General features: G+C 65.7%; 23 protein-coding genes. 17 read left to right on the forward strand and 6 right to left on the reverse strand.

The window, feature by feature from the left end; all coding sequences use genetic code 11:
- Positions 1-3: 3 nt before the first annotated feature.
- The 3 genes from VGK27_04805 to VGK27_04815 all read right to left on the reverse strand — a co-directional run bounded on the left by VGK27_04805 (position 4) and on the right by VGK27_04815 (position 4,166).
- Positions 4-993, reverse strand: coding sequence for a DNA polymerase III subunit (locus VGK27_04805; GenBank protein ID HEY3489427.1), 990 nt, complete (start codon positions 991-993; stop codon positions 4-6).
- Positions 987-1,616 carry a dTMP kinase gene (gene tmk / locus VGK27_04810; GenBank protein ID HEY3489428.1) on the reverse strand — a complete coding sequence of 210 codons (630 nt, stop codon included), beginning with the start codon at positions 1,614-1,616 and terminating at the stop codon, positions 987-989. The genes VGK27_04805 and tmk overlap by 7 nt, the downstream gene beginning before the upstream one ends.
- An 87-nt stretch (positions 1,617-1,703) precedes the next feature.
- Positions 1,704-4,166, reverse strand: coding sequence for a vitamin B12-dependent ribonucleotide reductase (locus VGK27_04815; protein ID HEY3489429.1), 2,463 nt, complete (start codon positions 4,164-4,166; stop codon positions 1,704-1,706).
- 416 nt (positions 4,167-4,582) lie between these two features.
- Here VGK27_04815 and VGK27_04820 point away from each other — a divergent pair, with 416 nt between their 5' ends.
- Positions 4,583-6,568 (forward strand): cytochrome c3 family protein, encoded by a 1,986-nt coding sequence (locus tag VGK27_04820; protein HEY3489430.1) that lies wholly within the window; start codon positions 4,583-4,585, stop codon positions 6,566-6,568.
- A 1,010-nt stretch (positions 6,569-7,578) separates the two neighbouring features.
- Here VGK27_04820 and gcvH read toward each other — a convergent pair.
- Together gcvH and VGK27_04830 are read right to left on the reverse strand one after the other, a co-directional pair.
- Positions 7,579-7,956 (reverse strand): glycine cleavage system protein GcvH, encoded by a 378-nt coding sequence (gene gcvH, locus VGK27_04825; protein ID HEY3489431.1) that lies wholly within the window; start codon positions 7,954-7,956, stop codon positions 7,579-7,581.
- Between the two features lie 71 nt (positions 7,957-8,027).
- Positions 8,028-8,939: a methylenetetrahydrofolate reductase gene (locus VGK27_04830; protein HEY3489432.1), complete on the reverse strand. Its 912-nt coding sequence runs from the start codon at positions 8,937-8,939 to the stop codon at positions 8,028-8,030.
- Positions 8,940-9,156: 217 nt separating this feature from the next.
- Between VGK27_04830 and VGK27_04835 the strand changes: the two genes are divergently transcribed.
- Positions 9,157-10,485: a citrate (Si)-synthase gene (locus VGK27_04835; GenBank protein HEY3489433.1), complete on the forward strand. Its 1,329-nt coding sequence runs from the start codon at positions 9,157-9,159 to the stop codon at positions 10,483-10,485.
- A 385-nt stretch (positions 10,486-10,870) separates the two neighbouring features.
- On the opposite strand, the gene VGK27_04840 is transcribed toward VGK27_04835, so the two are convergent.
- The gene (locus VGK27_04840) at positions 10,871-11,293 is read right to left on the reverse strand and encodes a transcriptional repressor (protein ID HEY3489434.1); all 423 of its coding nucleotides are present in this window, start codon (positions 11,291-11,293) and stop codon (positions 10,871-10,873) included.
- A 117-nt stretch (positions 11,294-11,410) separates the two neighbouring features.
- On the opposite strand from VGK27_04840, the gene tolQ reads away from it, so the two are divergent.
- From tolQ to VGK27_04915, 15 genes are all read left to right on the forward strand, one after another.
- The gene (gene tolQ, locus VGK27_04845; protein HEY3489435.1) at positions 11,411-12,130 is read left to right on the forward strand and encodes a protein TolQ; all 720 of its coding nucleotides are present in this window, start codon (positions 11,411-11,413) and stop codon (positions 12,128-12,130) included.
- 4 nt (positions 12,131-12,134) lie between these two features.
- Entirely contained in the window at positions 12,135-12,566 is a 432-nt protein-coding gene (tolR, locus tag VGK27_04850; GenBank protein ID HEY3489436.1) for a protein TolR, read from the forward strand.
- Between the two features lie 58 nt (positions 12,567-12,624).
- Positions 12,625-13,428, forward strand: coding sequence for a cell envelope integrity protein TolA (locus tag VGK27_04855; protein ID HEY3489437.1), 804 nt, complete (start codon positions 12,625-12,627; stop codon positions 13,426-13,428).
- Positions 13,425-14,747 carry a hypothetical protein gene (locus VGK27_04860; GenBank protein HEY3489438.1) on the forward strand — a complete coding sequence of 441 codons (1,323 nt, stop codon included), beginning with the start codon at positions 13,425-13,427 and terminating at the stop codon, positions 14,745-14,747. The genes VGK27_04855 and VGK27_04860 overlap by 4 nt, the downstream gene beginning before the upstream one ends.
- Positions 14,748-14,787: 40 nt before the next feature.
- Complete coding sequence (pal, locus tag VGK27_04865) at positions 14,788-15,435, forward strand: peptidoglycan-associated lipoprotein Pal (protein HEY3489439.1); 648 nt, start codon at positions 14,788-14,790, stop codon at positions 15,433-15,435.
- 24 nt (positions 15,436-15,459) lie between these two features.
- Positions 15,460-16,356 carry a tol-pal system protein YbgF gene (gene ybgF / locus VGK27_04870; protein HEY3489440.1) on the forward strand — a complete coding sequence of 299 codons (897 nt, stop codon included), beginning with the start codon at positions 15,460-15,462 and terminating at the stop codon, positions 16,354-16,356.
- A 13-nt stretch (positions 16,357-16,369) separates the two neighbouring features.
- The gene (locus VGK27_04875; GenBank protein ID HEY3489441.1) at positions 16,370-17,710 is read left to right on the forward strand and encodes a PhoH family protein; all 1,341 of its coding nucleotides are present in this window, start codon (positions 16,370-16,372) and stop codon (positions 17,708-17,710) included.
- Positions 17,711-17,733: 23 nt separating this feature from the next.
- Positions 17,734-18,732 carry a tRNA (adenosine(37)-N6)-threonylcarbamoyltransferase complex transferase subunit TsaD gene (gene tsaD / locus VGK27_04880; GenBank protein ID HEY3489442.1) on the forward strand — a complete coding sequence of 333 codons (999 nt, stop codon included), beginning with the start codon at positions 17,734-17,736 and terminating at the stop codon, positions 18,730-18,732.
- A gap of 3 nt (positions 18,733-18,735) precedes the next feature.
- Positions 18,736-19,614 (forward strand): 16S rRNA (adenine(1518)-N(6)/adenine(1519)-N(6))-dimethyltransferase RsmA, encoded by an 879-nt coding sequence (gene rsmA, locus VGK27_04885; protein ID HEY3489443.1) that lies wholly within the window; start codon positions 18,736-18,738, stop codon positions 19,612-19,614.
- 12 nt (positions 19,615-19,626) lie between these two features.
- Positions 19,627-20,283, forward strand: a complete 657-nt coding sequence (locus VGK27_04890; protein ID HEY3489444.1) for a deoxynucleoside kinase — start codon at positions 19,627-19,629, stop codon at positions 20,281-20,283.
- A gap of 151 nt (positions 20,284-20,434) precedes the next feature.
- Entirely contained in the window at positions 20,435-21,232 is a 798-nt protein-coding gene (gene panB / locus VGK27_04895; protein ID HEY3489445.1) for a 3-methyl-2-oxobutanoate hydroxymethyltransferase, read from the forward strand.
- A complete protein-coding gene (panC, locus tag VGK27_04900; GenBank protein ID HEY3489446.1) occupies positions 21,232-22,086 on the forward strand; it encodes a pantoate--beta-alanine ligase in 855 nt (284 codons plus the stop codon). The genes panB and panC overlap by 1 nt, the downstream gene beginning before the upstream one ends.
- Before the next feature lie 3 nt (positions 22,087-22,089).
- Positions 22,090-22,503: an aspartate 1-decarboxylase gene (gene panD, locus VGK27_04905; protein HEY3489447.1), complete on the forward strand. Its 414-nt coding sequence runs from the start codon at positions 22,090-22,092 to the stop codon at positions 22,501-22,503.
- Positions 22,504-22,521: 18 nt separating this feature from the next.
- A complete protein-coding gene (locus tag VGK27_04910) occupies positions 22,522-22,728 on the forward strand; it encodes a hypothetical protein (GenBank protein ID HEY3489448.1) in 207 nt (68 codons plus the stop codon).
- Positions 22,689-24,023 (forward strand): amidohydrolase family protein, encoded by a 1,335-nt coding sequence (locus VGK27_04915; GenBank protein HEY3489449.1) that lies wholly within the window; start codon positions 22,689-22,691, stop codon positions 24,021-24,023. The genes VGK27_04910 and VGK27_04915 overlap by 40 nt, the downstream gene beginning before the upstream one ends.
- Positions 24,024-24,029 lie beyond the last annotated feature (6 nt).

Below are 24,029 nucleotides of genomic sequence, written 5' to 3' on the forward strand. Positions count from 1 at the left end.
GGGTCATTCCTTTCCGTGGGAACGAAAGATCAGCGACTCGATGGCGAGCCGCCGCTGGAACTGTTTGGGGGGCATGCGGGATGTTTCGAGCAGCATCTTCATGGCCCGCGCCCAAGCCGAGGCCGGCTTTCGCCTTGCGACCGAGTCGAGCTCACCAAGCAGATCCTGATTCATTATAACCCCGTTCGCCCCGGAAGATAAGAGGAGCAGGTCTCGCAGGAGCGACAGCGGCACGGCGAAGGCGTCGTCGCGCTCCTCGGCCTTCTTCCAGAGGTCGGTGAACTTGAAAGTGGCGGCCGGGTCGAACTTGTAGAGCAGCCGAAGCCAGTCCTTCCGGTTTTCGTCGCCGGCGGAAAGCATGGCGAGCGCGCGTCCCGGGCTGCCGCCCGAGCAGGCCACCGCGGTGCGCAACGCTTCCTCGGGGTATTTCCCTTCGATCTCGCCGGAAGCGAGCAGGATTCGCTCGACGATATCGGGCGAAAGCGGCGAGAAAGGGATCTTCTGGCAGCGCGAGAGGATCGTCGCCGGCACCTTGGACAGCCGGTGCGCGACCAGCAGCAGGTGGGTGTTGGGGGGCGGCTCCTCGAGCGTCTTGAGCAGTGCATTGGCGGCCGGAAGCTGCAGGTCGTCGGCGGGCAGGAAAAGGATGACGCGGGGCCGGTCGGAGAACGCCTTGAGCGACAGCTCTTCCCAAAGCGACCGGATGCTGTCGATCGGGATGGAGGCCTTGTCCTCGGGGCGTGTGACGAAGAACAGGCTGGGATGCCCCCCGCCGGCGAGCAGCATGCAGTCGCGGCAATGCCCGCAGGCGCCGTCGTCGCCGGGCTCCCGGCAGATCAGCGCCTCGGCGAAGGCGCGCGCGGCCATCTCCTTGCCGATCCCCTCCTCGCCGTGGAACAGGAAGCCGGCCGCTTTCCCGTCGGCCGCGGCGTATCGGCGCAGCAGTCCCATTGCGCGCTCCTGCCCGAGGATTGCGGAAAAAGCCGTCACCACGCGAAACGCTCCGCGACCACGGCGAGCACGGCGTCATGCACCCGGTCGGGGGAGGGCGTGGCGTCGATGACGACGATGCGGCCGGGCTCGCGCGCTGCGAGCTCGAGATAGCCCTCGCGGACCCGCTCGTGGAATCGGTGCGATTCGCTTTCGAGGCGGTCGGGGGCGCCGCCGCGTGCCGAGACGCGGGCGAAGCCGACCGCGACCGGCACGTCGAACAGCAGCGTGAGCGCGGGTTTCGCCTCGCCGGCCGCATAGGCGTTGAGCCAGTCGATCGCCGCGCGGTCGAGTCCCCGGGCCGCGCCCTGGTAAGCGCAGGTCGCATCGAGGAAGCGGTCGCACAGCACGGGCAACCGGCCTGCCAGCGCCGGCAGGACGACGCTGCGGACGTGTTGGGCGCGCGACGCGGCGTAGAGCAACAGCTCGGTCTCGGAACAGACCTCTTCCTCGCGCGGGGAGAGCAGCAGCGACCGGATCTGGTCGGCGAGCGGGGTGCCGCCCGGTTCGCGCGTGGTCCGGTGGACGATGCCGCGACGGGTCAGGTGTTGCGACAAGCGCGCCAACTGCGTGCTTTTTCCCGAGCCCTCGATTCCTTCGAACGTGACGAACGGCGTGTCGGCCAATGGGTCCTCTTTCGGGGGATAAAAAAAGGGGGACGCTGCGGCGTCCCCCCGGTGCTTCGTCGGGTCGATCGGTGCGCTTTCCCTATATTAGCATTCGGAGAAGCCGCAGGAGCGGCACTTGAGGCAGCCCTCCTGCCGCTCGACCTGGCTGCCGCAGTCGGGGCAGGCGCCGCGCGCGATCTCGTCGCTGGCGTTGCGCTTGCGGGGAGACGTGGCGCTCGCGGCGGCCGCGGCCACTTCGCCGGGGGACATCGCGGCGGCGCCCGCGAACAGCTTGTCGACGCTTTCGACGTACCACTCGATGGCCTTGGCGACCGCGTCGGCGCAGGAGAGGATCTTGTCGCCGTTGCCGCCCCACGACGGCAGGTGGCACGAGATGCCCTTGAGCTGCTTGATGATCGTGTCGGGCTGGACGCCGGAGCGCAGCGCCAGCGACACCAGCCGGCCGATCGCCTCGGACTGGGAGGCCGCGCAGCCGCCCGCCTTGCCCATCTGGTTGAACACCTCGAAGATGCCCTTTTCGTCGCGGTTGATCGTGACGTAGAGCTTCCCGCAGCTCGTGGCGATCTCGCGCGTGACCCCGATCAGCGTGTCGGGGCGGGGGCGGGGGGAGACGTAGATGCCTCCGTCGTCGGTTGCGGGCGCGATTGCCGCGACGTCCTCGCCGGCTTCCTTCTTGTTGACGCCGCCGATGTTGAGCACCTGCTCGTCGCGGCTCTTGTCGCGGTAGACCGTGACGCCCTTGCACCCCAGCTTGTAGGCGAGGACGAACACCTTGCGGATGTCGTCGCGCGTGGCGTCGGCAGGAAAGTTGACGGTCTTGGAGACGGCGTTGTCGACGTATTTCTGGTAGGCCGCCTGCATCCGCAGGTGCGCCTCGGGCGAGATGTCGTGCGCGGTGACGTAGACGCGCTGCAATTCCTCGGGGATGTCTTCGAGGCCGTGGAGCGTGCCCGCCTCGGACACCTTGCGCATCAGGTCGAGCGTGTAGAGCCCGCGCCGCTTCATCTCGGCCTCGAAGAGCGGGTGCCCCTCGACCAGGTGGTCCTTGTCCATTACGTTGCGGATATAGGACAGGGCGAAGACCGGCTCGATGCCGCTGGAGACGCCGGCGATGATGCTGATCGTGCCGGTCGGCGCGATCGTCGTCGTGGTGGCGTTGCGGCGCGGCACGTCGGACCGCTCGGGGAAGACGCTGACCGGGTAGTTGGGGAACGCCCCCCGCTCGCGCGCGAGGTTGGCCGACGCGGCCTGCGATTCCTCCTGGATGAAGCTCATCAGTTCCTGGCCGATGGCGAGCGCCTCGTCGGAGTCGTAGGGGATGCCCAGCCGGATCAGCATGTCGGCGAAGCCCATGACGCCCAGGCCGATCTTGCGGTTGCCCACCGTCATCTGCCGGATCTCGGGCAGGGGGTAGTTGTTCATGTCGATGACGTTGTCGAGGAAATGGACGGAATCGTGGACCGTATTCTTCAGCTTGTCGTAGTCGATGCGGGTGGAGCCGTTCTCGCCGGCCAGCATCGCGAGCAGGTTGATCGAGCCCAGGTTGCAGCTTTCGTAGGGGAGCAGCGGCTGCTCGCCGCACGGGTTGGTGCTCTCGATGGCGCCGATCTTGGGCGTGGGGTTGTCGCGGTTGATCCGGTCGATGAAGATCATGCCCGGCTCGCCGTTCTTCCAGGCCGAGTCGACCATCTTCTCGAACACCTCGCGCGCCTTGAGCGTGCCCTCGGCCTGCTTCGAGTGCGGGTTGACCAGGCTGTACTCGCTGTCGGCCTCGACCGCCTTCATGAAATCCTCGGTCAGCGCGATCGAGATGTTGAAGTTGTTGAGCCGGTCGTTCTTGGCCTTGCAGGAGATGAATTCCATGACGTCGGGATGGTCGACGCGCAGGATGCCCATGTTGGCGCCGCGCCGCGTGCCGCCCTGCTTGATGGTCTCGGTGGCCGCGTCGAAGACGGTCATGAACGAGATGGGGCCCGAGGAGATACCCTTGGTGGACTTGACGACGTCGTTCTTGGGACGCAGCCGCGAGAACGAGAAGCCGGTGCCCCCGCCGCTCTTGTGGATGAGGGCGGTGTGCTTGACCGCGTCGAAGATCGAGTCCATCGAGTCTTCGACCGGCAGGACGAAGCAGGCCGAGAGCTGCTGCAGCTCGCGCCCGGCGTTCATCAGCGTGGGGGAGTTGGGCAGGAACGCGAGCGACGAGATCATGGCATAGAACGTCTCGGCCCCGCGCAGCACGACCTCGGGGATGGCGCCGTAATAGAGGCCGTCGGCGAGCGCGATGTTGTAGGCGACGCGGGCGACCATCTCCTCGGGCGTCTCGACCGGCGTGCCATGGTTGTCTTTCTTGAGGTAGCGCCGCTCGAGCACGGTGCGTGCGTTGTCGCTGATCGGCATGGGGCCGTACTTGGCGGCCATGGCCGCCACCCACTCGGCGGGCGGCTGGTCGTGCCCCCCCAAGCCGGCGGCGCGATGCGATATTTCCGCGCCGGCGACGGACACCGGCGACGTGGAAAGGGAAAGGTTCATCTCCATGGTTCGCTCCATCCGGGCGGTTCCTGCGGGAACCGGCCCCTGATCTTATTATATTGGATATTATCGCCTATATTGTGGTCTTCGATGACAGGGATACAAGATATGGGGGCTGTCCGGCGCTGTCAAGGGAAAGGAAATCGCCCGCCGAGGAAATTTATAACCCTGCGGATTCCCGCCTATTTTGACGCAGGCCCCGGGGTGCGACGGCTGTGGAGAGCGGTGGAAATCCCTGTGGACCGGCAGGGGCCGGATCGGTTAACCGCACGGAACTCCACGGAAAGTTCGCCGGACCCCCCTGTCCGATGCCGTCCTGCGGCGCCCGCGGAAATTTCGACTTGATTCGCCCGGTGATTGTGCTGTATTTATTACTGTTCGAAAATCCTCATCGATACCTAACCCAACATATTCTTAAGGAGAAGGGAGAAGCAATGTCCCCCAGTAACACGAGGCGCGCAACGCGTCGCATCGGACTGGCCGCCCTGCTCGCGTTCGGCCTGGCCATGCTGCCCGCCGTCGCGATGGCGGTCAGCAACGACGATTGTTTCGGCTGCCACAGCGAAAAGAGCATGTCGGCTTCCGATGCGGGGCTGAAGGAGGGCGGGCCCGCGGCGATCAAGCGCGACGTCCCCGAGAGCCCCGTCATCACCTTCCAGGTCGACAAGGACAAGTTCGCCAAGTCCGTCCACGCCGGCATGTCGTGCACCGACTGCCACACCGACATCGGCGGCGCGCTGCCCCACACGGCGCACCTCAAGCAGGTCGACTGCTCCGGCTGCCATGCCGAAGCCGCGAAGGTGTTCTCCCAGAGCCGTCACGTCGTGCTGCACGCCGGCGTCAACGCAGCCAACCCGCCGCGCTGCGCCGACTGCCACGGCGCCCACGACATCCTCAAGGCCAAGGACGACAATTCGCACGTCAGCTTCAAGAACGTGTCCAAGACCTGCATGCGTTGCCACGGCGCCACCGAGGCGGCGCGGCGCTCCGGCATCCCGATCCCGGGCGCCGGCAAGATGTACGCGCAGAGTGTCCATTACAAGAAGCTGCTCGCGGGCGACACCTCGGTTCCCACCTGCGTGTCGTGCCACGGGTCCCATGACGTGAAGGACCGCCTCGACCCGGCCTCGCCGGTCTTCCGCTCCAACGTTCCCAAGACGTGCGGCCAGTGCCACGACACCGGCGACTGGGCCCAGAGCATCCACGGCACCTCGTTCGAACGCGGCGTTCCCGACGCGCCGGGCTGCATCGACTGCCACGGCGACCACAACATCAGGGGCAAGGAAGGCAAGGTCACCATCGCCGCCATCGTCTCCGAGAAGGCTTGCCCCTCGTGCCACGGCGCCGACAAGATGGCCGCCAAGTACGGCGTATCGGTCGAGAAGGTCAAGGGCTACCAGGACAGCTTCCACGGCCTTTCCGAAGCGCTCGGCGACGCCCGCGTCGCCACCTGCGCCGACTGCCACACCGGCCACAAGGTCTATCCCGAGAGCGACGCCCGTTCCTCGATCAACGACAACAACCTCAAGGTCACCTGCGGGAAGTGCCACCCCGGCGTCAACGACTTCGTCGCCCAGGGCAACATCCACGTCGGCCCCGGCGGCACCGGCGCCTGGATCAAGGACTTCGTCAAGAAGCTCTACTTCGTGCTGATCCTCGGCACCATCGGCGGCATGGCGGCGCACAACGGCCTCGACTTCTTCCGCAAGATGCGCATCCGCTACCTGGCCCGGCGCAACGCCCCCGGCTACTTCGAGCGGCTCAACAAGCCCGAGCGGCTGCAGCATTTCCTGACGCTGTCGACGTTCATCACGCTGGTCATCACCGGCTTCGCCCTGAAATACAAGTGGTCGCTGCCGTTCGCCTCCGACGCGGTCAACTCGATCGGCCGCGGCCTGCTTCACAGGACGGCCGCCGTCATCATGATCTTCGCCTCGCTTTCGCACGTGTGGTACATCATCACGACCGAGCGCGGCCGCAAGCAGTTCTACCAGATGCTGCCGGCGCCCAAGGATCTGCGCGACATCTTCGACATGATGCAGTTCTACCTCGGCATCAAGGACCACGGTCCGCGCTGCGGCCGCTTCAGCTACATCGAGAAGATGGAATACCTCGCGCTGCTGTGGGGCACCATCGTCATGATCGTCACCGGCTTCATGCTCTGGTTCGCCACCGCGGCGCTCAAGCACCTGCCGATGTGGGCACTCGACATCGCGACGCTGATCCACTACTACGAGGCGATCCTGGCCACGCTGGCCATCATCGTCTGGCACTTCTACTATGTGTTCATCAACCCCGACTTCTCGCCGATGGCCTTCACCTGGCTCGACGGGAAGCTGTCGATGGAGCAGATGGAGCACGAGCACCCGCTCGAGCTCGAAGAGGTCCAGGGCAAGAAGCCCGGCTCCTCGCACCACTGATCGCCGGCCTGATACGGCCCAGTAACGAAAGGGGCGCTCCCGTAAGGGGGCGCCCCTTTTTCGTGACGGGAACATGCGACAGTGTGCAGCCGGGCGGAGACCCTCGGTCCCTCGGCGTCATCGGAGGGGGCATTTCGCTCAGACCCCCTACCTTCTTCCGCTGTCGGGACCGAGGGCGAACGCCCTGGGGATAGCTGCGATCGTATCTCTTGCCGACTCCCGGCGAGCGCCACGCGGGGGCTCCCTTCCCGGACCGCATCAGAGCCGGCTCACGCTCGGACATCCTGACCTCGCTGCCGCCGAATCGCGGGAGCGCTCTCCTTCGGGGACGGCGCATCCGGCACATCCATGCGCCGGATGCGCCTCGGATGACCCTCGCGCCGCCATCCATGGCGGCTCAAACCGCTCGGGCCATACGCCCCATCGGAGTGCACCCCCGCGATTCGACTCCGCCGGGGTTCGCCTTCCGCCGTGACGCCTCCGGTGAACCTTTCCCGCAACCTTCGTTTCGCCGGAATCCATTCCGGCTCACTGCCATGTCCCCGCTCACGACATCCGTGTCTCCGCGGGGCCATATGGCCGCCGATAGGGATAGTTTCACCGAAGGCGAAAATCTCGGGGTGGGATGCCGTTAGGGTGGGGAATATTCGAACCATAAAGGTGAAGGCCGACGATGCACGATGTATCAGGTTGCCCTGCGTCCGGGGGTGTGACCGAGGCCTCCCGATCCCCGGCGTAAGCCTAAGCGGGGGGGCCCTGGACGGGGGCCTCTGAGGCGATCCGGGAGCCATGGACGGCGGAGGATCGCCGAAGGGAGTCGCAGACGGCCCATGGATGGGCCGGCAAGACGTCCCCCGGGAAGGGCGCCCCCCGCGTGGCTCTAGACGGGGATCTTCGGGCCCGCCGACAATTAATCGTCAGTCGACAGGCATGCGGGATATCCGGGCGCGGGGATGGGTATCGCCGAGGAAAAGTTGTTCGGGGAACGGGAGAGCCGGTCGGTGAGGTCGCTAGTCTTCGTTGAACTCGTCGTACTCTTCGGACGTCATCAGGTGGTCGATCTCGGAGGGGTCGTTCAGTTCGATCTCGATCAGCCATCCCTTGCCGTAGGGATCGACGTTGATGATGGACGGGTCCTCGACGACTTCGTCGTTGATCGCCCGCACCGTGCCGGTGACGGGGCAGGGCAACTCGACGACGGTCTTCTGGGACTCGACCTCGCCCAGCGGATCGCCGGGTTCGAGGAGAAGCCCGACCTCGGTCGCCGTGAAAGCGACGATCTCGCCCAACTGCTCCTGGGCGTAGTCGGAAAGCCCGACCCGGGCACAATCACCCATGTCGAGCACCCATACATGCTCTTCGGAAAACCGAACGCTTTGATCATCCATGAGATTGATTCTCGACGACCGGAAGGGGCGATGTCAACCAAGGGTTTCCGCACGTCCGGAGCGGAATTCCGTTAGCGCGCCAGGGCGTCTAGGATGGCGACGGCGGATTCGAGGGGGCCGGTGGGCATGATGTGGACGCCGGCGGCGAATTCGCCCAGCTCGCGCGCGAGCCCCGAGGCGATCCGGATCCCCTCGGCCGCCGCTTCGGATTCCGGGACGGAGGAGAGGCGGTCGAGTACCGGGGCCGGGATCCGGATCCCGGGGACGTTCTCGTCGAGGTATCTTGCGAAGGCGAGGCTTTTCAGCGGCATCACGCCGAACACGATCGGGGCCGTCACACCCGCGGCCAGCGTCGCTTCGCGGAAGGCGCGCGCTTCCGGGGCGTCGAAGACGGGCTGAGAGAGGAAGTAGCAGGCGCCTGCCTCCGCTTTCCGGACCGTTTCGCGGATCTCGGTCTCGACCGACAGGGCGGAAGGGCAGCAGACCGCCCCCGGGAAGAGCATCGAGCCGCCCGCCGGTAGCGCCTTCCCCGCATGGTCGGTGCCGGCGTTCAGCGCGCGCACCAGCTTGAGCAGTCCGCCGGAGTTGAACTCGAACACCCCCCGCGCCTCTTTCCAGTCGCCGAGGGAAGTGGGGTCGCCCGTGACGCACAGGACGTTGCGCAAGTCAAGCGCATGCGCCCCGAGCAGGTCGGCGTGAAGCGCGATCAGGTTCCGGTCGCGGCAGGTGAAGTTGAAGATGGTTTCGATGCCCGTCCGGCGCTCGATGACGGCAGAAGCCGCGATCGCGCTCATCCGGGCCTTCGCCATCGGGCTGTCGGTCACGTTGATCGCATCGATGCGTCCGGCGAAGGGGGCGAGTCGGGTCAAAACGGGCGAGAGATCGCCGCCTTTCGGGGGGTTGCATTCGAGCGTAACGATGAATCGGCGTGCGATTATTTTCTGTTCGAACGTCTCCATTCCGGTCTTGGCCTTTCCGATCATGATCGAGGTAAGCCGCTAATCCTACAAGGGAAATCGGCACAAGTCAAACGCCATTTCTTCCCACTTGACGATTGCAAAACTTTCTTGCTATAACCACGGACAGAGTGTATACCGTATTCAATCCGCAGTTTCGAATCAAACGGGATTTGTTCCTGTTTTGCGCGCAGTTGTCTCCACCATATACATCCCAAAGGGATGAAAAGGGGGTACTAACGGTATGGGCCTGAAGGAAACGTTGGCACAGAAGATCACGGATTGGCGTCCCCGCACACAGAAGCTGGTGAAGGAGTTCGGCAAGGTCAAGATCGACGAGGTCACGATCGACCAGTGCATCGGTGGTGCGCGCGACATTCGCAGTTTGGTCACCGACATCTCCTACCTCGACCCGCAGGAAGGCATCCGCTTCCGCGGCAAGACCATCCCCGAGACGTTCGAAGCGCTGCCGAAGGCGCCCGGCTCCAAGTACCCGACCGTCGAGTCGTTCTGGTACTTCCTGCTGACGGGCGAGATCCCGACCGCCGCGCAGGTCGCAGAAGTCGTCGCCGAGTTCAAGACGCGCCAGGTCGTTCCCGAATACGTGTTCAAGGCCGTCCGTGCGATGCCCGCCGAAAGCCACCCGATGGTCATGCTGTCCGCCGGCCTCTTGATGATGCAGAAGGATTCCAAGTTCGCCGCCTTCTACAACTCCGGCAAGTTCAACAAGATGACCGCGTGGGAATCCGTCTATGAAGACGCCACCGACATCGTTGCCCGCATCCCGATCCTCGCGGCGTTCATCTACAACCTGAAGTACCGTGGCGACAAGCAGATCGCGATCGACCCGACGCTTGACATGGGCGCCAACTTCGCCCACATGATCGGCCAGAGCGAGACCTACAAGGACGTGGCCCGGATGTACTTCATCCTCCACTCCGATCACGAGTCGGGCAACGTTTCCGCCCACACGACCCACCTGGTCCACTCGGCGCTTTCCGATCCCTACTATTCCTACTCGGCCGGCCTCAACGGTCTCGCGGGTCCGCTCCACGGCCTGGCCAACCAGGAAGTGCTCGACTGGACCATCAAGTTCCAGGAGAAGTACTGCAAGGGCGTCGAGCCCACGAAGGAACTCATCACGAAGGCGCTGTGGGATACGCTCAACGCCGGCCAGGTCATCCCGGGCTACGGCCACGCCGTGCTCCGCAAGACCGACCCCCGCTACATGGCGCAGCGCGAGTTCTGCCTCAGCACCCCCGGCCTCAAGGACGATGCGCTGTTCAAGCTGGTTTCCATGATCTTCGAAGTCGCCCCGGGCGTCCTCACCGAGCACGGCAAGACCAAGAACCCGTGGCCGAACGTCGATGCGCAGTCGGGCGTCATCCAGTACTACTACGGCCTCAAGGAATGGGACTTCTACACCGTCCTGTTCGGCGTCGGCCGCGCGTTGGGCTGCATGGCCAACATCACGTGGGACCGCGGTCTCGGCTACGCGATCGAGCGCCCGAAGTCCGTCACCACGCCGATGCTCGAGAAGTGGGCTGCCGAAGGCGGCCGCAAGCTGGCGTAAGCCGGCAAGCAACCACGCAATCTGGTTCGATCCAAGCCGGGGGCGGGCAACCGCTCCCGGCTTTTTTTGCGTTCGCTGCCCAGTTGTCCCGACTTGTGGTTTTGTGTTCTCCCGCGAATCCCCGTCGCTTGACGCGCTCCGGGTATCCCCTCCCGGGGGACGTCTTGCTGGGCCATCCATGGCCTCCCTGCGACTCCATACCCCTCGCGCCGCCTTCCATGGCGGCTAAATCCGCTCGGGGCATAGGCCCCCGTCCGGGGACACCCGGATCCGCTGCGCGCTGGGGAATGATGAGGGAGGTGACCCGTGCCCAGTCGCCCCTTATTCGGGCGAGATGACGGACGGATACGAGGAGGGCATTGGCGGGGGAGCTTGCTGTTGCGGGTCAGGCCCCGGCGTGCATCGGGGAGGGAGCGCAGCCGGCGCAGGCGCCGATTACGTGCAGCTCGAGTTCGTTGATCGAAGAGATGTGCTCGCTGCATTCCCATCCGAAATCGTACAGCGTTTCGGGTAGGGGAATATCGACCACGAGGTCGCAATGGCAGCAGTGGAAATGGGCGTGCGGGGGAATCGCCGCCTCGAAGCGGGAGCCGGTGGAGATGGCCGCCCGGATCTCCTTGACCATGCCCTGATCGCGCAGAAAGCCGAGGTTGCGGTAGACCGTGCCGAGGCTGATGTTCGGAAGCTTCTTGCGCGCCTCGCGATAGATTGCCTCGGCGGAAGGATGGGAACGGGTCTGCCGAAGGATATCGAGAATGACCGTCCGCTGCCGAGTGTTGCGTGATTTTTTCAGGGCATTCGGTTCCACGCCCCTATCCTATGTAAACACTGGCGATCTTGTCAATGATTTCGGCGGGCATTGATTCCCTCGCGGGAATCGGTTATACAGATGTGTTACTACCGACTCGAGGAGGTTTCTCGACAGATGTTTTCCTTCACCTTGGCTGCGGCGGCGATGCCCGTCACGACGGCCGGCATGTTCGACACCGAAGTGTTCAAGCACGTCATGCTCGCGGGGCCTATCGTCAAGCTGATCCTCTTGATGCTCGTCCTCTCGTCCGTCGTCTCCTGGGCCGTCATTTTCATGAAGTTCAAGCTGTTCAAGGGGATCGAAGTCCAGCAGCGCGTGTTCCGCAAGAGCTTCGACGACTCGAAGATGTCGTCCCTCTACGAGCAGGTCGACTCGTTCGAACGCACCCCGATGAGCGAGGTTTTCCGCCGCGGCTATGTCGAGCTGACGCGCATTCAGCGAGGCCGCACCGAGCCGGGGTCGCCGTTCCCGCTCGAGAACATCGGCCGGACCATGCGCATCGCCATCAACGAAGAGATCGAGCAGATGGAAAGCTACCTGCCTTTCCTGGCGACTGTCGGCAGCGCCAGCCCGTTCATCGGCCTCTTCGGCACCGTCTGGGGCATCATGAACGCCTTCACCGGCATCGCCGCTAGCGGTAACGCCACGCTGTCCACCGTCGCCCCCGGTATCGCCGAGGCGCTCGTCGCCACCGCGGCCGGCCTCGCGGCCGCTATCCCGTCGGTCATGGCCTACAACTATTTCGTCAATCGCGTCCGCCTGATCGCCACGACGCTCGACGGCATGGCCGCCGACTTCGTCAACCTGGTCGAACGCAAGATCGAGCGGAACTGACGCCATGGGCATGGGCATAGGAGGAGGCGGCGACGACCATCGCCGGATCCCGAGGGCGATGTCCGAGATCAACGTGACGCCGCTCGTCGACGTCATGCTTGTTCTTCTCATCATCTTCATGGTCACGGCCCCCATGCTGACGCAGGGGGTCGATGTCAACCTGCCGCAGGCCAACGCCAAGGCGTTGCACGCGGAAGAAGAGCGGCTCGTCGTCACCGTCGACGCCAACAGCCGCATTTTCATCGGAAAGCAGGGGGTCGAGTTCAACCGGCTCAGTCCCGTGCTCAAGGAGGTCGTATCCCGACGCGTCGACCGCCAGGTCTATTTCCGGGCCGATCGCAGCGTGCCATACGGTTTCGTGGTCAAGGTGATCGCCGAGATACGGAACTCCGGGATCGAAAAACTTGGGATGGTCACAGAACCGCTCGAGCGTTAGGGGCCGCCGGGTACAAGCCCCCGTATTCAGGCCTTTCCGCGAGCAGAACCTGGGATTCATGGTGCTGCTGTCGGTCGTGCTGCATTTTGCATTGGCCGGCCTCGGCGCCGCCTGGATGAAGTGGGGAGCGTCCCCGCTCCTCAGCCTCACGCCAGTTACGGTCGTCGATCTCGTCGGGCTCGTCCCTGCGGGTCCCGCGGCGCCCGCACCCGCGCCTGCCGAAGAGGCGCTTCCGAAGCCCGCCGAGCCTCCTCGCGGAAAGAAGGCCGCTCCGAAGGCATCCGCGCCGAAGAAAGCCGCATCGCCCGCCAGCCCCACCGCCATGGCGACGCACGACGCGAAGCCCGATGTGCACCAGGTCCGCGACGCGGTCAATGCGTTGCGCGCCCGGAAGACGGCCGAGGCGAATGCCGGGAAGGCGATCGAGGAAAAGCGGGCACAGGTGGAGCTCAACGAGATGCTCCGCAAGATGCGCGACCGGGCCTCCCACCAGGTCAACCTGGCCGCGATGGGGCCCGTCACGGGGTACGGGCCGGTCTCGGGCCGAAAGCCCGACGCCAATTCCGAGGAGCTCAAGTACGCGCGGGCGCTCGACGAGAGGATCCGGGCCAACTGGACGCAGCCGGTCGGCGACGCGAAGGCGCTGGTGGCCACCGTCGTCATCATGATTCAGCGCGATGGCTATGTTCCCTCGGCCGGCGTCGAGATCATCCGGAGGTCGGGCAACTTCTATTTCGACGAGTCGGTCAAGCGGGCGATCATGAAGGCGAGCCCGCTTCCCAGTCCTCCCGAAGCGCTGATTCTCGGCGAGACCCATTTTCAGGTGTCCTTCAACTTTTACGGTTCAGGAGGGGTCTATTGAAGCTCCGTCTTGCAGCCGCCCTGGTGGCGCTGGTGGTCATGACCGCATTCGCCGGGCCCGCACGGGCGATCCTCTCCATCGACATCAACGCGTCGGGTGGCCGGAGGATGCCGGTTGCGATCCCCCCGTTCGTCGTCGCGTCGGGCGACCCGGCGCTCGGCAAGGTCCTCCCCAAGGTCATCTCCGGCGACCTCGCCATGACCTCCATCTTCGACGTCATCGGCTCCGAGGCCTACCTCGAGCGGGTGCTGCCGACCCATTTCGAGCGCGGCGGGGCGCCGCTTGCGTTCCCCTCCTGGAAACTGATCGGCGCCGAGGCCATCGTCATCGGCAAGGTCGACGTGCGCGGCGACCAGGTCACGCTCGAGATGCGGCTCTACGACGCGACGCTGGGCACGCTGATGATCGGCAAGCGCTACACGGGTCCGGTGCGACGCATCCGGATGATGGGGCACAAGTTCGCGAATGAAGTCCTCAACGCATTCACCGGCGTCCGGGGCGTCTTCGACACCGACATCGCCTTCTCGGCGCATCCGGGCCGGGGCAGCGCCGACAAGGGCAAAGAGATTTACCTCATCGGCATCGACGGCGAGGACCTGCGCAAGGTCACCGACAACAAGAGCTTCAACCTGTTTCCCCGCTGGGCCTCCGACGGGCAGCGCCTCGCGTTCACCTCCTATCGGTCCGGCCTCCCCCTGATCTACATCCGCAATCTCATGGACGGCCGGGAGATGACCGCCGTGAAGTTCGGCAGCTCCAAGACGCCGGGCTGCTTTTCTCCGGCGGGCGACATCCTCTACTTCTCCGCCAGCGCCTCCGGCGATTCCGACATCTATTCCATGAACCTTGCCACGGGCACCATGAACCGGGAAGTGGGCGGCGGCGGCATCGATGTCTCCCCCTCTGTCTCCCCCGACGGCAAGCGGATGGCGTTCGTCTCCGACCGGGGCGGATCTCCCCAGGTCTACGTCAAGGATATCGGCGGCGGCGCCGAGACGCGCGTCTCCCACGTGGGCTCCTATTCGACTTCGCCTTCCTGGTCGGCCCAGGGCAACCTGATCGCCTTCACCTCGCTCAGCGGGGGGCGGTACTCGATCTACACCGTCAGGCCCGACGGATCCGACCAGAAACTGCTCGCTTCCGGGTCGGGCGATTGCCTTGACCCGTGCTTCTCGCCGGACGGCCGCTACGTTGTTTACTCCTTTCAGAAAAAAGACTACTCTGACCTGAAAATCATTTCGCTGGATGGTCGTTACGAACGCAAATTGTTCTCCGGTCTCACGGGGATCGGCTCACCTTCCTGGTCACCACGACGATAATCTTTTATCAGATAAAACCATTTCGTACGGAGGGCATGTCATGAGAAACAGCTGGGTTATCCTGCTTTTGACGTTATTGCTGGCTGCGTCCGTCGGTTGCGCGAAGAAGCAGACCGTTCGCGGAGGCGACGAGGCGTCCGGGGCGGCCGGCACGGCGGGCGTCGGCGGAGCGGCGGGGCAGGGCGCCAACGGCGGGTCCGACGCCATCTCGAGCGAGACGCTGAAGGGCGAGGCCGGCACCAAGACCGCGCGCAACGGGGCCGGCGGCGGGAAGAACGGCACCGGCGCCGTGGGTTCCGACAACCGCCTGGCGATGGCCGAAGCCCAGGCCGGCGTCGGCGCGACCCAGGAAAAGGCCTCACCGTTCCAGGACATCCTGTTCGAGTTCGACCAGTCCTCCATCCGCGACGACGCCAAGCCCATCCTGGCGGGAATCGCCGCCTACATGTCCAAGAACAAAGTGGGGATGCTCATCATCGAGGGGCATTGCGACTCCCGCGGCACCGCCGAATACAACATGGCGCTCGGCGAGCGGCGTGCGGAATCGGCCAAGAAATACCTCGCGGCGCTCGGGGTCAATTCGACCGCGCTGCAGACGGTCTCTTATGGCAAGGAAAAGCCGGCCGTGCAGGGCGAGACCGAAGAGGCGTGGGCCAGGAACCGCCGCGGTCATTTCCTGGTGCGCTAATAACCTAGGGGGGCAACCGATCCCATGATCACGCTCCGGAAGATCGCTTCCATCCTCTGCCTTGCGGGTTTCGCGGCAGCGGGCGGTTGCGCCGTCGCAGACACGGGTTCATTTGTCCGTCTCCAGGAAGAGGTCGAAGGGCTCAAGCAGGAGATGGCCGCCGCCAAGCGCGCGACCGCAGCGGCGCCCGCTCCCGCCATCCAGCCTCCAGAGGGGCAGGCGGTGCTTCGGGCCAACCCCGAGGAGATCCTGGCGCTCCGCAAGGACCTCGCCGACCTCACCAACTCGCTCGACGGCGTCAAGTCCGAGTTGCGCGCCGCCGACACCCGGATCGACGAGAACAAGGTCGACGTCCAAAAGGAGATCAGCCGCCTCAACGGCAAGACCGACGAAGGCGCCATCGTCCTCCAGGAGATCAAGGCGAAGGCCGGCAAGATCGGTGAGGTCGACCGTCGCCTGGCATCGCTCGAGGAGCGCCTCGAGAAGGTGCTGCCGCCATCGAGTCGCGGCGCGGCGCAGGCGGCGCCCGCGACCCCGCAGGAATGGAAAAGCGCTGAGGATATGTACGACTATGCCCTCGGGACCCTCAAGGGGGGCGACGCCGGGCGCGCGCGTTCCGTGTTCGAAGCCTTCCTCTCGAAATATCCCGGCCACAAGCTGACGCCCAACGTCTATTACTGGCGGGGCGAGAGCTACTACACCGAGAAAGACCACGAGAACGCGATCATCGCCTTCCAGGACGTCATCGACAAGTTCCCGTCCTCCGAGAAGGCGGCCGATGCGATGTACAAGCAGGGGCTTTCATTCCTGGCTCTCAACGACAAGAAAAACGCGAAGACGCTGTTCGACCTGCTGCTCTCGAAGCACCCGAAATCGCCCGTCGCCGAAAAGGCGCGCCTGAAGCTGTCCGAAATCAAATAACCCGGGAGGCCGGATGATCAAGAATTTCGTGCTGGACACCAATGTCCTGCTGCACGACCCCACCGCCATTTTCAAATTCCAGGATAACCAGGTCATCATTCCGATCATGGTGATCGAAGAGCTCGATCACTTCAAAAAAGATCTCAACATGCTGGGGCGGAACGCCCGCACCGTCTCCAAGATCATCGACCGGCTGCGCCTCGAGGGGAATCTGGCGATCGGGGTCCCGCTCGAGAACGGAGGCACCCTCCGTGTCGCGTTCGGCGGGGATGGCGAGGCGCTGCTGCCGGCCGAGCTCCACGGCACCAAGGAGGACAACCACATCCTCGCGGTCGCGCTGAGCGTCCGGGGCCTCGAGATGGACGTTCCCGTGGTGGTCATCTCCAAGGACACCAACCTGCGGATCAAGGCCGACGCCCTCGGGCTGGCGGCCGAAGATTTCGAGAACGACCGCGTCGAGATCGAGGAGCTCTACAAGGGCTACCAGGAGCGCGAGGCTTCCAAGTCGACGATCGACGCCTTCTACGCCAGCGGCGAGATTGCTGCCGAACCGCCCGCCTTCTTTCCCAACGAATACGTCGTCTATCGCGACAGCGTCACGCAGGCGTCGGCGCTCGGGCGGTACGACGGCCCGAACAATCGCATCAAGCTTCTGCCGGCGATGAAGGAAGAGATCTGGGGCATCCGGCCCAAGAACAAGGAACAGCACTTCGCGCTCGACATCCTGCTCGACGATTCGGTCAAGCTGGTCACGCTTGCCGGCAAGGCGGGCACCGGCAAGACGCTGCTGGCGATCGCGGCGGGGCTGCGCAAGATCACCGACGAGGAAGTCTATTCCCGGATGCTGGTCTCGCGCCCGGTGCTCCCGATGGGCAAGGACATCGGCTTCCTCCCCGGCGACCTCGAAGAGAAGCTCAAGCCCTGGATGCAGCCCATCTTCGACAACGTCGAGTACCTGTTCGGTTCCAACAAGGACAAGCGGTCGCGCCAGGGGCAGGGCGGCCAGGCGCAGGGAATCCGCGGCTACCAGGAGCTGATCAACATGGGCATCCTCGAGATCGAGGCGCTCACCTACATCCGCGGCCGGTCGATCCCGAACCAGTTCATCATCATCGACGAGGCTCAGAACCTCACCCTGCACGAGGTCAAGACGATCCTGACCCGCGCGGGCGAGAACAGCAAGGTCGTCCTCACCGGCGACCCGTACCAGATCGACAATCCTTTTGTCGATTCGGCGAGCAACGGGCTGTCGTGCGCCGTCGAACGGTTCAAGGGCGAGCAGATGGCCGGCCACGTTCTCCTGGTCAAGGGCGAGCGCTCCCCGCTCGCCGAGCTGGCGGCCAACCTCCTGTGAACGGCTGAAGCCGAGGTTTTCCCGTGCGTGTCCTCGGCATCGAAAGCTCATGCGACGAGACGGCCGCGGCGGTCTACGACTCCGAGGCGGGGCTCCGCTCGAACGTCGTCTCTTCCCAGGTCGCGGTCCACGCCCCCTACGGCGGCGTGGTGCCCGAGCTCGCGTCGCGGGAGCACATCCGCACGGTCTGGCCCGCGGCCCGGCAGGCGCTCGACGCGGCGGGCTGCGAGGGGTCCTCGATCGACGGCGTTGCGGCCACGGCAGGGCCCGGGCTCATCGGCGCGGTGCTGGTGGGGCTGAGCTTCGCGCGGGCGCTGGGCTACGCCTGGCAAAAGCCGGTTTACGGCGTCGATCACCTCGAGGCGCACATCTACGCGGCCTTCCTCGAGCATGACATCCCCTTCCCCTACGTCTCCCTGCTCGTCTCGGGCGGCCACACCTCGCTGTTCCTGGTCTCGTCGTGGAACGAGGCGCGCTGCCTCGGGGCCACCCGCGACGATGCGGCCGGCGAGGCGTTCGACAAGGCGGCCAAGATGATGGGGCTGGGATATCCCGGGGGCGTCCTCATCGACCGGATGGCGTCCGAGGGCGACCGGGCCCGCATCCGCTTTCCCCGCGCCCGCGTTTCGGGCGCGCCGCTCGATTTCTCCTTCTCAGGCCTCAAGACCGCCCTCCGCCTGTTCCTCGAATCGCCCGAGGGCGAGGCGACGCCCAGGGTCGACGTCGCGGCTTCCTTCCAGGAGGCGATCGTCGACGCGCTTGTCTCCAGGGCGATCGCAGCGGCGCGCAGCCAGGGGGTCCCGCGCGTGGTGCTGGCGGGCGGCGTCTCGGCGAATTCGAGGCTGCGCGACCGGATGACGTCCGAGGGCGAAAAGGCGGGTGTCCGCGTCTACCTCCCCGCGCGGGTCTTCTGCACCGACAACGCGGCGATGGTCGCGCTCCTGGGCGCGCACCGCCTGGCTTCCGGCCACGCGTCGGGGCTCGACCTTTCCGCTTATGCCTCCTCTCGATTTTCGAGCTAGCCCATGACCGGCCGCTCCGCCGAGCATCCGGGCAAGCTGCTCGCCGACCTGGGGTTCGCCCCCCTCAAGGCGTTCGGGCAGAATTTCCTGCACGACCGCAACGTCTGCCGGAAGATCGTGGCCGAGGCCGAAACGCTGGGGCCCCCCTATCTCGAGATCGGCCCCGGCCTGGCGGGACTCACCGACCTCCTTGCCGAGACGGGAGCGCCCGTGACGGCCGTCGAACTCGATCGCGGCTTGGCGGGCTGGCTGCGCAACCGCTTTGCGGAAAGTAACGTCGAGATTTTGGAATCCGATTTCCTCGCGCTTCCCGAGGACGCGTTGCGGCGCCGGTTTCCTTCCGGCGGAACGGTGGTCGGCAACCTGCCCTACTCGGTCTCCTCCCAGATGCTGCTGCGGTTGATCGCGCTGCGCGAGATCTTCCCGAGGGCGGTCCTCATGCTGCAAAAGGAGATGGTCGAGCGGCTGTGCGCGCCGCCCGGGTGCAAGGCGTACGGAATCCTTTCGGTATACGTCGCCGTGCTGGGCTCGGCGCGGCAGGCGTTCGTCGTCAGGCGCGGATGCTTCACTCCGGCGCCCGAAGTCGATTCGGCCGTCTTCACGCTTCGCTTCCTCCCGGGCACGTCCGCCCTGTTCGTCCGTGCGCTTCAGGCGGTCGTCCGCACCGCATTCGCGCAGCGGCGCAAGACGCTCCGCAATGCGCCCTCCACCTTCCTTCCCGGGGAGGCCGCCGACTGGCTCCATCTGTTGGTCGAGGCCGGGATCGACCCGTCGGCCCGCGCCGAAACGGTCCCGCCCGAAGGCTATCGTCGACTGGCCGAAGGACTGCTCGCCCGGGGCCCGTTCGAAAAATCGGTGGAATCCGCCGTCCCGTCCGAATAGAATGAGATTTCGATGACCGAGACGAACACCCATCCGCGATACATCGCCATCGAAGGTCCCATCGGCGTCGGAAAGTCCTCGCTTGCCAAAAGCCTGGCGGCCGCGTTCAACGCCCGTCTCGTCCGGGAAAAGACCGAGTCCAACCCCTTCCTCGACCGCTTCTACGAAGACCCGCGCACGTTCGCGTTCCAGACGCAGCTGTTCTTCCTGATCTCGCGCTACCGCCAGCAGCAGGTCGAGCTGGCCCAGGGCGACCTGTTCGAGCAGAGCGTCGTCTCCGACTACATCCTGGCAAAGGACAAGATCTTCGCCCTCATCAACCTCGAGGAGGACGAGATCTCGCTCTATGATTCGATCTACAAGCTCCTTTCGCCCAACGTGCCCAAGCCCGACCTGGTGATCTACCTCAACGCGCGCCCCGAGGTGCTGCTCAACCGGGTTCGGAAGCGGGGCATCGGCTACGAGCGGAACATCTCGCTTGACTACCTCAAGACGCTGAGCGATGCTTATAACGAGTACTTCTTTCATTACAACGAGACGCCGCTCCTGGTGGTCAACACGAGCGAGATCGATTTCGTTGGGAAGCCGCGCGACTTGGACCATCTCGTCAGAGAGGTCAAAAGCATGAAGCGCGGCACGCAACACTACATACCGCTGGGATCCGGCTAGCCGGACCAAGACGGAATCGCAAGATGGAGACGCGTCGCCTCGGGGTTTATGCCCTCAAGCGGCTGCGGGTCCGTGCATCGCTTATCGCACGGCCTTTCCGGACTCGGTTCCGGGAAGGCCGTTTTTCTTTGGGGATGAATCGGAGGGGCAAGTGGCCGACAAGCTGACTATTCTCGATTTCGCGAAGATGAAGGACGACGGGCGCAAGATCGTCATGATCACCGCGTACGACGCCACGTTCGCCGGCATCTTCGACGAGGCCGGCGTCGACATGCTCCTCGTCGGCGACTCGCTGGGCATCGTCGTCTACGGGCAACCCGACACGCTCTCCGTCACGATGGACGACATGATCCGGCACACCGGCGCCGCGGCCCGCGGCCGGAAGCGTTCCTTCCTCGTGGCCGACATGCCCTTCCTTTCTTACCAGGCGAGCGCTTCCGATGCTGTGCGCAACGCGGGACGCCTGCTGCAGGCGGGCGCCGAGGCGGTCAAGCTCGAGGGGGGGCGTGCGATGGAGGCCACGATCCGTGCGATCGCGTCATGCGACATCCCGGTCATGGGGCACATCGGGCTGACGCCCCAGTCGGTCCACCGCATGGGGGGCTACAAGGTCCAGGGCAAGTCCGAAGGCCAGGCGGCTCGTTTGCTCGACGATGCGATGGCCGTGCAGGACGCGGGCGCGTTCGCGGTCGTGCTCGAGGGGATGCCGGCCGGGCTGGCTTCCGTTGTGACCGAACGGTTGTCGATTCCCACCATCGGGATCGGCGCGGGAGCGGGCTGCGACGGGCAGGTTCTGGTGATGCACGATTTGCTCGGGCTGTTCGACGCGTTCCGGCCGAAGTTCGTGAAGCGGTTCGGCGAGCTTAAGGACCCGGTGAAGGACGCGGTGACCGCCTACGCCGAGGCGGTGCGTTCGGGGGCGTTCCCCGACAAGGAGCATTCTTTCTGATGGAGATCCTGCGCACACCGGGCGAGATGCGCGCCTGGACCGACGTTCGCCGGAGCCTGGGGCGGCGGATCGGCTTCGCCCCCACGATGGGCTTCCTGCACGCGGGGCACACGAGCCTTTACGACGTCCTGCGGGCGCACGGCTGCAACGCGATCGCCGCCTCGATCTTCGTCAACCCGATCCAGTTCGGGCCCGGCGAGGACTTCGAGACGTATCCGCGCGACGAGGCGCGCGACCTCGAAACGCTGCGCGGGGCCGGGGTCCACGCGGTGTTCCTGCCGAGCGTAGCCGACATGTACCCCGAGAGCAGCCAGACGTTCGTCGAGGTGACCGGCGTCTCGCAAGGACTGTGCGGCGAGCGGCGCCCCGGCCATTTCCGGGGGGTCGCTACGATCGTCGCCAAGCTGTTCAACCTCGTCCGGCCGCACGTCGCCGCCTTCGGCGAGAAGGATTTCCAGCAGCTCGCCGTCCTCCGCCGGATGGCGCGCGACCTCGACTTCGGCATCGAGGTCGTGGGGGCGCCCATCGTTCGCGAGCCCGACGGGCTGGCGATGAGCTCCCGGAACAAGTACCTCGCGGGCGACGACCGGATCGCCGCGCTCTGCCTGTCGCGCGGGCTGTCCCGGGCGCAGGCGCTGTATTCCGCGGGCGAGCGCGATCCGCAGGCGCTGGTCGCCGTCGTCCGCCGCGAGATCGAAGGGGAGCCGCGCGCCGCGCTCGAGTACGTCGAGGCGCGCGATCCCGAGACACTGGCGCCGCTCTCCGTTCCGTCGGGGGCGATCACCTTGCTTGTGGCCGCACAGTTGGGTCCCGCGCGGCTGATCGACAACACCACGCTTCATCAGGGGGGATGAAAGATGAACCGTACCATGCTCAAGTGCAAGATCCACCGGGCCACCGTCACCGAGGCGGTGCTGCATTACGAAGGGAGCATCACCATCGACGAGACGCTGATGGAAGCGTCCGGCCTGGTCGAGTACGAGCAGGTTCACATCTACAACATCGACAACGGCAACCGCTTCTCGACCTACGCCATCAAGGGCGAGCGCGACTCGGGGGTCATCTGCCTCAACGGCGCGGCGGCGCGGCAGGTCAGCAAGGGCGACCTCATCATCATCGCCAACTACGCCAGTTACGACGAGAAGGAGCTGGCCGACTTCCAGCCCACGCTCGTCTACGTCGACAAGAACAACGCGATCACGAACGTCAAGCGGAAGGTCGAGTCCGAAAGCCAGCGTCCCCGCGTCGCGGCCTGCTGCGGCCAGCACTAGCCCGCCGGGATGCCTTCGATGAAGGGGCTTTTCCTCCTCGATGTCGAGGAGGAAAAGCAGGCGCGGCGCGCAAGGGACGAGGCGGCCCGGGCGGGAACGGGTGCCGCGCCCGAATCCGCCGCCGACAAGGACGAGTCTTCCGGCCCGGCGCCGGCCGGGAAGCCGCTCGAGGACTACCTGGCGCGGTGGCACGGCAACTGGCGCGGCTCGTCGTCCGTGAAATGACCGCCTCCGAACCGCTTTTGCTCGTCGCGTCACGCCTGGTCGCCGAAGCCGATACCGTGTTCTCGCCGGGGGCGCTCGCCGTCTCCGGCGAGCGCGTCCTGGCCGCCGGCCGCCCGGCCGACGCGGCCGACGCCCTTCCGGGCGGCTTCCGCCGGATCGACCTGCCCGGCTGCGCCATTCTTCCCGGGCTCGTCAACGCCCACACGCACCTGCAGATCCCGCCGGTCGGTTTTCCCGACGAGGAAGAGGCTGCCGCGGCCGGCTCCCCGTTCGTCGCCTGGCTCCTGCGGCTGATCGCGTGGCGGCGGGGCGCGAACCCCGCCGATTTCGGTCTGCATTTCCGGATCGCCGCCGCCGAGGCGCTGTCCTTCGGTACGACCGCCGTGGGCGAGATCGCCGGCGCCGACCTGTCCGTCTACGACCAAAGCCCGCTGCGCGCCCGCGTATACGCCGAGTCCATCGGCTTCGCGCCCGAGGCGGCCGAGAGGGCCGGGGAATTGGCCGTCGCCTCCCTTTCGCGGTTGAGGGAGGCAGCGGGGCGAAATCCCCTCGTATTGCCCGGGGTCTCTCCCCACACCCCGTACACGGTCGGCGGGTCGCTGCTGCGGGCGCTGGGCGCGCTGGCCGGGCGGGAAGGCGTGCCGCTGGCGCTGCACCTGGCGGAATCGCCCGAAGAGATCGAATTCCTCCGGAGCGGGACCGGGCCGATCGCCTCCGCCCTGTTTCCGGCGGTGGGGCAGGACGTCTCCTGGTTCCGCGGCATCGGAATGCCGCTCCCCGAATACCTGGCACGCACGGGCATTTTGCGGGAGGGCGCGCTGATGGTGCATAATGTCCGGCTGCGGCGCGACGAGATCGACGCGCTCCGCGCGGCCGGCAGCCGGTTCGTCCTGTGCCCCCGCAGCAACGACGCCCACGGCAACGGTTCTCCCGACGTCACGCACTTCGTCGACTCGGGCATCCCGTTCGCGCTGGGCACCGACAGCCGGGCCTCCGTGCCGGGCCTTTCCCTGTGGGACGAGATCCGCGCGGCCGCCGACCTCTACCGGGGTGACCTGGGCGGGCCGGGGCTGCTCGCGGCGCTTTTCCGTGCGGCGACGGTGAACGGTTCGGCCGCGCTCGGGCTTCCCGGCGGGGCGCTTGCCGCCGGCATGCCCGCGGATTTCTGCGTGGCGGGCGACCCCGGAGGGCCAGACGCCGGGCTCCTTACCCGCCTGATCGAGGCGACCGGCGGACGCGAGATCCGGGCGACGGTCGTCGGCGGAATCTGCCGCCACGGCGCACTGGATCCATAGACTGAC

Source organism: Candidatus Deferrimicrobiaceae bacterium, assembly GCA_036504035.1.
Lineage (GTDB): Bacteria > Desulfobacterota > Deferrimicrobia > Deferrimicrobiales > Deferrimicrobiaceae > JANXPS01.

Coding starts and splice junctions, on each gene's coding strand:
- tolR (HEY3489436.1), top strand. CDS start 12,135: ATGGGCATGGGCATAGGAGGAGGCGGCGACGACCATCGCCGGATCCCG.
- VGK27_04910 (HEY3489448.1), top strand. CDS start 22,522: ATGAAGGGGCTTTTCCTCCTCGATGTCGAGGAGGAAAAGCAGGCGCGG.
- VGK27_04855 (HEY3489437.1), top strand. CDS start 12,625: ATGGTGCTGCTGTCGGTCGTGCTGCATTTTGCATTGGCCGGCCTCGGC.
- panC (HEY3489446.1), top strand. CDS start 21,232: ATGGAGATCCTGCGCACACCGGGCGAGATGCGCGCCTGGACCGACGTT.
- VGK27_04830 (HEY3489432.1), bottom strand. CDS start 8,939: ATGATCGGAAAGGCCAAGACCGGAATGGAGACGTTCGAACAGAAAATA.
- gcvH (HEY3489431.1), bottom strand. CDS start 7,956: ATGGATGATCAAAGCGTTCGGTTTTCCGAAGAGCATGTATGGGTGCTC.
- VGK27_04820 (HEY3489430.1), top strand. CDS start 4,583: ATGTCCCCCAGTAACACGAGGCGCGCAACGCGTCGCATCGGACTGGCC.
- ybgF (HEY3489440.1), top strand. CDS start 15,460: ATGATCACGCTCCGGAAGATCGCTTCCATCCTCTGCCTTGCGGGTTTC.
- tolQ (HEY3489435.1), top strand. CDS start 11,411: ATGTTTTCCTTCACCTTGGCTGCGGCGGCGATGCCCGTCACGACGGCC.
- panD (HEY3489447.1), top strand. CDS start 22,090: ATGAACCGTACCATGCTCAAGTGCAAGATCCACCGGGCCACCGTCACC.
- VGK27_04875 (HEY3489441.1), top strand. CDS start 16,370: ATGATCAAGAATTTCGTGCTGGACACCAATGTCCTGCTGCACGACCCC.
- VGK27_04890 (HEY3489444.1), top strand. CDS start 19,627: ATGACCGAGACGAACACCCATCCGCGATACATCGCCATCGAAGGTCCC.
- VGK27_04835 (HEY3489433.1), top strand. CDS start 9,157: ATGGGCCTGAAGGAAACGTTGGCACAGAAGATCACGGATTGGCGTCCC.
- rsmA (HEY3489443.1), top strand. CDS start 18,736: ATGACCGGCCGCTCCGCCGAGCATCCGGGCAAGCTGCTCGCCGACCTG.
- VGK27_04815 (HEY3489429.1), bottom strand. CDS start 4,166: ATGGAGCGAACCATGGAGATGAACCTTTCCCTTTCCACGTCGCCGGTG.
- pal (HEY3489439.1), top strand. CDS start 14,788: ATGAGAAACAGCTGGGTTATCCTGCTTTTGACGTTATTGCTGGCTGCG.